This window comes from Pseudomonas sp. AS2.8 (assembly GCF_014190935.1).
GTDB lineage: Bacteria > Pseudomonadota > Gammaproteobacteria > Pseudomonadales > Pseudomonadaceae > Chryseomonas.
The window spans coordinates 1,189,304-1,195,808 of the sequence record NZ_JACHVV010000002.1 but is presented as its reverse complement, the minus strand read 5'-3'; the positions used below and the strand labels follow the sequence as shown (position 1 = coordinate 1,195,808).

Sequence of the window (6,505 nt, the reverse complement as noted above, 5' to 3'; positions counted from 1 at the left end):
TGGGGTTTCCCCATGTGAGAGTAGGTCATCGTCAAGCGCCTAACACCCAGCACCCCCGCTCAGTTCACTCTGACGGGGGTGTTGTCTTTGGGGCGGAAGAAAGTCGAACGGAGTCCGGGAATGCCGTTGCTGAAATTGCTGAGTGATGGAAAATTTCATTCCGGCGTCGAGCTTGGTGAGGCCTTGGGCGTCTCCAGAAGTGCCATCTGGAAGCGACTGAAGACGCTGGAAGATGACCTGGGCGTCGAGGTGTTCAAGGTGCCGGGCCGGGGTTACCGCCTGGAAGAGCCGCTGTCGCTGCTCGATGCCGAGCGAATCGCCCGGGAGGGCGGCTGGCCGGTAACGGTCCTGGCTTCCATCGATTCCACCAATGCCGAAGCGCAACGTCGACTGCACCAGCAAGTGCCTCCATTCGCCTTGCTGGCCGAACATCAGCAGGCCGGCCGCGGCCGGCGTGGTCGTGCGTGGGTCAGTCCCTATGGCAAGAATCTCTATCTCACCGCCGTGGTTTCCAGCCAGGGCGGGATCCAGAAGCTGCAGGCCCTGAGCCTGACCATGGGCCTGGCGGTCATCCGCACGCTGCAACAGCTGGGCGTCGAGGATGCCTGCCTGAAGTGGCCCAACGACGTCCTGGTGCGTGGCCGCAAGCTGGCCGGCATCCTCATCGAATTGTCGGGCGATCCACAGGACGTCTGCCAGGCCATCATCGGCATCGGTATCAACGTCAACATGCGTCTGGCCGACAACATCGATCAGCCCTGGATCTCAATGGCCGAAGCCCTGGGCGGTCTGCAGGATCGCAACCAGGTTGCCAGCCTGCTACTCAGGGAGGTCGATAACCTGTGGCAGATTCACCGCCAGGCCGGATTCGCCGCCCTGCGCGGCGAGTGGGAGCGTTATCATGGCTGGCAAGGTCGAGCGGTAACCCTGTCTTCGGGGGTTCGCTGTATTCAGGGCACAGTGGCAGGAGTTGCCGAAGATGGGGCTATCCTCATGCATGTAGACGGTCAGACACAGGCGTTCAGCGGTGGCGAATTGAGCCTGAGCCTAGATCATGATTCTTGAACTCGATTGCGGTAACAGCCTGATCAAGTGGCGGCTGCTCGCCGCCGGCGCCGAAGTGGCCGCGACGGGCATCGTCGACAGCGACGATGCCCTGGTGGCTGCGTTGTCCCAGCCGGATACACCGCCACTGGCGGCTTGTCGCCTGGTCAGTGTGCGCAGCGACGAAGAGACCCAGCAGCTCAAGGAGCTGCTGATCGCGACCTTCGGCATCCCCTGTCACCAGGCCGTGCCGGTCGAGGCCTGGAATGGCGTGCGCAATGGCTATCGGGATTATCAGCGCCTGGGCATGGATCGCTGGCTGGTGATCCTGGCCGCGGTACGGCTGGCCGAGGGTAAGGCGTGCGTGGTCCTAGATCTGGGCACCGCGGTCACGGCCGATCTGGTCGACGCCCAGGGCGAGCATCAGGGAGGGTTCATCTGTCCGGGGATTCCGTTGATGCGTCGGGAACTGCAGACCCATACCCGTCGGATCCGCTACGATCCACATTGGGCCAGTGGTGAACGCTACGAGGCACCGGGACGCACGACCAGCGAGGCCGTGGAGCGTGGTTGTCTGTACATGCTCAAGGGATTCGTCCGTACCCAGTACGAACTGGCTCAGGAGATGTTCGCCGAAGGCTGCGAGATCTTTCTGACTGGGGGTGACGCGGAACTGGTCAAACATGTCGTTCCGGGCGCGCGAATCGTGCCCGATATGGTGTTTGCTGGATTGGCTTTGGCGTGTCCGCTCGAGAACGAATGATGCGTTGGTTGTTTCTGCTATTGGTGGTACTGAACGTTTTCTACTACATATGGCACCAACAGCAGGTGCCGTTGCTGGGTAAGGAAATCGCCCCTCTGGCGTTGTACAAAGGCGAGCGTGAAAACATTCGCCTGTTGAACGAGACGGCATCTGGTGACGCTGCACGGCGTCAGTGACGGCGGTACCCTTCGATGAGGAGCGAAGATGCTGACGCTAGGTAATCTCTGCCTGTTGCTGGGCGCAGTCGGCATTGGGCTGTGGTTCTGGCACGCCCACGGCATTCGCGAACGGGCGCTGGTGCTGGCCGAGCAGGAGTGTCGTCGCCGCAAGGTCATGCTGCTCGATGGCGCCGTGGCCTTTTCCCGCTTTCGCTGGCTGGCCGATGCCAAGGGGCGCAAGCGCCTGGCGCGGTTGTTCGCCTTCGAATTCACCGTGACCGGCGAGGAGCGGCTCGATGCCTCTCTGGCCCTGTTCGGCAAGACGCTGGCCAAGGTCGAGTTCGCGCCCTTCGTGGTACCCGAGGTGGAACGTCCAGCGGCGGATTCGGTGGTGGCTTCGGCTCCTGCCTATCAGGCCAAGCCCGAGCACGGCCAGGTGGTCTATCTGGACCAGTGGCGCCAGCGCCAGCGTACCGAGACCAACAGGCGCCAAGAGCCGGAGTGATCTCCGGCGCTATCTCCCTTCCGATATCCCTTCCGTAGTCCCGACGATCAGCTCCGGCTGGTCCGTTTTGGCTTTCCGCTTCTTTTCATGTGATCCCTGATGTTCAGCCCTCTCGTTACCTTTCCCGCGCTCTATTTCGCCACCCTTCTGATGTTGGCCGGCTCCGGCCTCTTCACCACCTATATCGGTCTGAGACTTACCGGCGAGGGGGCGGGGGACCTGTGGACCGGCGCCCTGATGGCGGCCTACTACTTCGGACTGGTCTGCGGTGGCAAGTTCGGTCATCGCCTGATCGCCAGTGTCGGCCATATCCGGTCCTACGTGGCCTGCGCCGGTGCGGCGACGGTCACGGTGCTCATTCACGCTCTGATCGACGACCTGAACGTCTGGATCGCGCTGAGATTCGTCATGGGCGTGGTGATGATGAATCAGTACATGGTGATCGAGAGCTGGCTCAACGAGCAGGCGGAGAATCATCAGCGCGGCAAGGTGTTCGCCGGCTACATGGTGGCGGTGGATCTGGGGCTGGTGATCGGTCAGGCGCTACTGGCCTGGCATCCGCAACTCGACTACAAGCCGCTGCTGCTGGTCGCCATCTGCTTCGCCTCCTGCCTGATTCCCCTGGCCATGACCCGCCGGGTGCACCCGGCCAAACTGGTGGCGGCGCCGCTGGAGATCCGTTTCTTCTGGCAGCGGGTGCCCCAGTCGCTGGTGACCATCTTTACCGCGGGTCTGCTGGTGGGGGGCTTCTATGGCCTGGCGCCGGTATTCGCCAGTCGCAGTGGCCTGGATACGGCGCAGTCGAGCTTCTATGTGGGGTTGTGCATCGTCGCGGGCTTCTGCGCCCAGTGGCCGCTGGGCTGGCTGTCGGATCGTCTCGATCGCTGCAAGCTGATCCGCGCCAATGCGGTGTTGCTGTGCCTGGCGGCGGTACCGCTGTGGGGATTGATCAGCTTGCCCTATCCCTGGCTGCTGGCCGCGGGCTTCGTCTCGGGGATGCTGCTGTTCACCCTCTATCCGCTGGCCACGGCCTTCGCCAACGACCACGTCGAGCCCGAGCGGCGAGTGGAGTTGTCGGCGATGCTGCTGACCACCTATGGCGTCGGTGCCTGTATCGGACCACTGCTGGCCGGTGCGGCCATGGAGCATTTCGGCCCCGGCACCTTCTATGTGCTGACCTCGGCCTATGCGTTGATCCTGATCGTCTTCGTGCAGCCCCGCTTCGTCAGTGGCGAACACAGGCTGGACGAGGCGCCGCTGCATCACGTGGCCATGCCGGATTCCGTGAGTCCGATGGCGGCGGCATTGGATCCGCGCATCGACGAGGTGCCGCAGGAACTGGTGGTGGAGGCTCCCGCCAGTATCGGGCCGGGTGGCGAGAAGAGCCATTGAGCGAGCCCGGCGCGAGGCCGGGCAGGAAGGGGGCGGCTAGGACTCAGGCCTGACGGGTCTGGCCGGCCCTGATCAGGCGGTCGAGGGTCTGGGCCGAGCCATTTTCGGCCAGGCCGTCACCCAGGCGCTGCTGCTGGCGGTCGATCAGCCGATCCATGGGCCGCAGGCTGGATTCTTCGGCCACTGCATCGCCATCAAGACGCTGCTGCTGGTCTTCGATCACCTGACCCAGGGGGCGCAGGCTGGATTCCTCGGCGATCCGGCGTTCCTGCACCTGGCGTTGCTGCTGCTTGATGACCTCACCCAGGGGACGCAGGCTGGATTCTTCGGCCAGGGTGCGCTGCTGCTGTTGCTTGATCAACTGGCCCAATGGGCGCTGGCCGGATTCCTCGGCGATCTGGGTGGCCGCGCTCGGGGCGAAGGCGAAGTCCTGGGCGAAGGTGTTCAAGGCCAGGGCGGTCAGGGCGAAACCGAAGGCGATACGCAGGTTCATGATGGTGTCCTCTGGGGAAACTGTGCTGGAGTGCGTTCAGTATCCCGAGCAGGACCGCCGGAAAAAAATAGACTGGCCAGATAGTGACTATCAGCGCCGTCGATGCCTTTCAGAAAGTCTCTAGCCTCCCGTCGATGATTGTTCCTTATCCGCTTCGCTCAGGTGCGCGCCGCCGAACAGTTCGCGCAAGGCGGCGGCATAGTCGCGCGTGCCTATCACCATGCTGTTGGAATGGGTCCCGCCGGGGATCAGCAGCAGGCGCTTGGGCGGCCGGGCCGCCGCATAGAGGGCTTCGCTGAAGCGGGGAGGGACATAGCGATCATCGCCGCCGTGGACGATGAGCACGGGGATATGGATGTCCGGGATCTTGTCCAGGGAATCGAATTTCTCCGACATCAGCCAGCGCAGGGGAAAGCGGGTGTCGACCACGGCCGAGGCGGCATCGGCCAGGGTGGTGAAGGTGGACTCGATGATCAGACCGGCCGCGGCGGGATAGTCACCGGTGGGATCTCCGTCGCGGGCGATGCGCCAGGCCAGGTCCACCGCCACGGCGCCACCCAGGGAGTGGCCATAAATATATCTCTTGCGGGGATCGGGCTGCAGGCTCTGCAGATGCTTCCAGGCGACCCGGGCGTCCTGGTAGACACTGCGTTCGGAGGGCACGTCGCCCGGACTTTCGCCAAAGCCGCGATAGTCGATGGCCAGCACCGAGTAGCCGAGCTGCCGCAGGGTGGCGATGCGCCGGACCTGGGCGGTGAGATTCCAGCGAGTGCCATGCAGATAGAGCAGGGTGGGGGCGTCCGGACGGCGGGCGGGCCACCACCAGGCGTGCAGGTAGTCGGTGCCGGTCAGGCCGTCCGGTACCGGCAGATTGAACTGGCGGACGCCTTCCGGCACACCGGTGAACCAGCTGGCGTTGCCCGGCTCGATGCTGAATACCCACTGGCGTTCGCGATAGGCCAGCTCCGAGCAGCCGTAGGGGACCCCGACCCCTACCAGCAGGGTGACGAAGAGCAGCGGGATCAGGCGACGGCGGAGCAGGGTGGCGAGGGACATGGCTTTCTCTGGATACCGGAAGACGCAGGGTAGGGGCGTTCGTCGCCTGGCGCGAACCCCCGTTTCGGTTGGACAGTCATCCTAGAGACAGCGACTGCAGTGACCCCCAACCTGAGGTGAGCCATGAGTGCGACGGCCAAGAAGAGCGATCCCGAACTCTGGGAAAAGGTGAAGAAAGAGATTACCGAGGGCGACAAGGGCGGCAAGCCCGGTCAATGGTCGGCGCGCAAGGCGCAACTGGCCTCCCAGGAGTACCAGAAGCGCGGTGGTGAATACCAGGGCGGCAAGGGCAAGGACAATCATCTGCAGCAGTGGACCGACGAGAAGTGGGACACCCGCTCCGGCAAGAAATCCGAGGACACCGGCGAACGCTATCTGCCGGAAAAGGCCCGCGACTCCCTGAGCAAGGAAGAGTACCAGCGCACCACCGCCAAGAAGCGCCGTGACACGCGCCGCGGCCAGCAGCATTCCAAGCAACCCGCCGATGTGGCACGCAAGACGGCCGCGGCGCGCGAGTCGGGCCTGGCCGGCCTGACCAAGGACGAGCTGATGAAGCGGGCGGCGCGGCGCGAGGTGCGGGGACGTTCGCGCATGAAGAAGGACGAACTGGTCAAGGCGTTGCAGAAGGCAGGTGAAAAATGAGTACCCAGAAGGCTTCCAACGACGACAAGAAAGACGACAAGAAAGAGGTCCGCAGCGAGTTCAAGCAGGTGGTCAACATGACCCCGAGCCAGCTGCGCAAATGGCTCAGCGGCGACACCAGCAGGGGCGTGGGCATGACCAAGGGTGGCAAGAAGGTCACGGCCGCCAACGATGGCAAGGCGGTCGGCCATGCCATGGGCGAACGCATTCTGGAGCTCAAGGGCAAACGCCAGGCCGAGCTGGAAGACGATGACTACAAGGCCATGCGCAAGGTTATCGGCTATGTGCATCGCCATCTCAAACAGCGACCGGACGGCGACATCGAAGACTCGCGCTGGCGCAAGTCGCTGATGAACTGGGGCCACGATCCCCTGCGCGACAAGCGCAGCGCCTGATCCCGACGAACCGCAGCCCAGGCTGCGGTTTTCTTTTTCGGAGAGTGACTGGCCGAA

General features: G+C 63.7%; 9 protein-coding genes. 7 read left to right on the top strand and 2 right to left on the bottom strand.

Features of this window, described 5'->3' with window-relative positions; genetic code table 11:
- Positions 1-120: 120 nt before the first annotated feature.
- The 5 genes from birA (at position 121) to FHR73_RS12425 (ending at position 3,862) form a co-directional block, all read left to right on the top strand.
- On the top strand, positions 121-1,065 hold the full coding sequence (birA, locus tag FHR73_RS12445; RefSeq protein ID WP_183631514.1) for a bifunctional biotin--[acetyl-CoA-carboxylase] ligase/biotin operon repressor BirA: 945 nt from the start codon (positions 121-123) through the stop codon (positions 1,063-1,065).
- A complete protein-coding gene (locus FHR73_RS12440) occupies positions 1,055-1,807 on the top strand; it encodes a type III pantothenate kinase (protein WP_183631512.1) in 753 nt (250 codons plus the stop codon). The genes birA and FHR73_RS12440 overlap by 11 nt, the downstream gene beginning before the upstream one ends.
- Positions 1,804-1,983, top strand: a complete 180-nt coding sequence (locus FHR73_RS12435) for a hypothetical protein (protein ID WP_037006863.1) — start codon at positions 1,804-1,806, stop codon at positions 1,981-1,983. Before FHR73_RS12440 ends, FHR73_RS12435 begins: the two co-directional genes overlap by 4 nt.
- Positions 1,984-2,011: 28 nt before the next feature.
- A complete protein-coding gene (locus FHR73_RS12430; protein ID WP_183631509.1) occupies positions 2,012-2,470 on the top strand; it encodes a DUF3301 domain-containing protein in 459 nt (152 codons plus the stop codon).
- A 99-nt stretch (positions 2,471-2,569) separates the two neighbouring features.
- Positions 2,570-3,862, top strand: coding sequence for an MFS transporter (locus tag FHR73_RS12425; protein WP_183631507.1), 1,293 nt, complete (start codon positions 2,570-2,572; stop codon positions 3,860-3,862).
- 43 nt (positions 3,863-3,905) lie between these two features.
- Here the strand turns inward: FHR73_RS12425 and FHR73_RS12420 are convergent, their stop codons facing one another.
- Both FHR73_RS12420 and FHR73_RS12415 read right to left on the bottom strand, forming a co-directional pair.
- Positions 3,906-4,355: a hypothetical protein gene (locus tag FHR73_RS12420; RefSeq protein ID WP_183631505.1), complete on the bottom strand. Its 450-nt coding sequence runs from the start codon at positions 4,353-4,355 to the stop codon at positions 3,906-3,908.
- 120 nt (positions 4,356-4,475) lie between these two features.
- A complete protein-coding gene (locus FHR73_RS12415) occupies positions 4,476-5,411 on the bottom strand; it encodes an alpha/beta hydrolase (protein WP_183631503.1) in 936 nt (311 codons plus the stop codon).
- Positions 5,412-5,534: 123 nt separating this feature from the next.
- On the opposite strand from FHR73_RS12415, the gene FHR73_RS12410 reads away from it, so the two are divergent.
- Entirely contained in the window at positions 5,535-6,053 is a 519-nt protein-coding gene (locus FHR73_RS12410; RefSeq protein WP_133862854.1) for a hypothetical protein, read from the top strand.
- Positions 6,050-6,448 (top strand): DUF3140 domain-containing protein, encoded by a 399-nt coding sequence (locus FHR73_RS12405; protein WP_183631501.1) that lies wholly within the window; start codon positions 6,050-6,052, stop codon positions 6,446-6,448. Before FHR73_RS12410 ends, FHR73_RS12405 begins: the two co-directional genes overlap by 4 nt.
- Positions 6,449-6,505 lie beyond the last annotated feature (57 nt).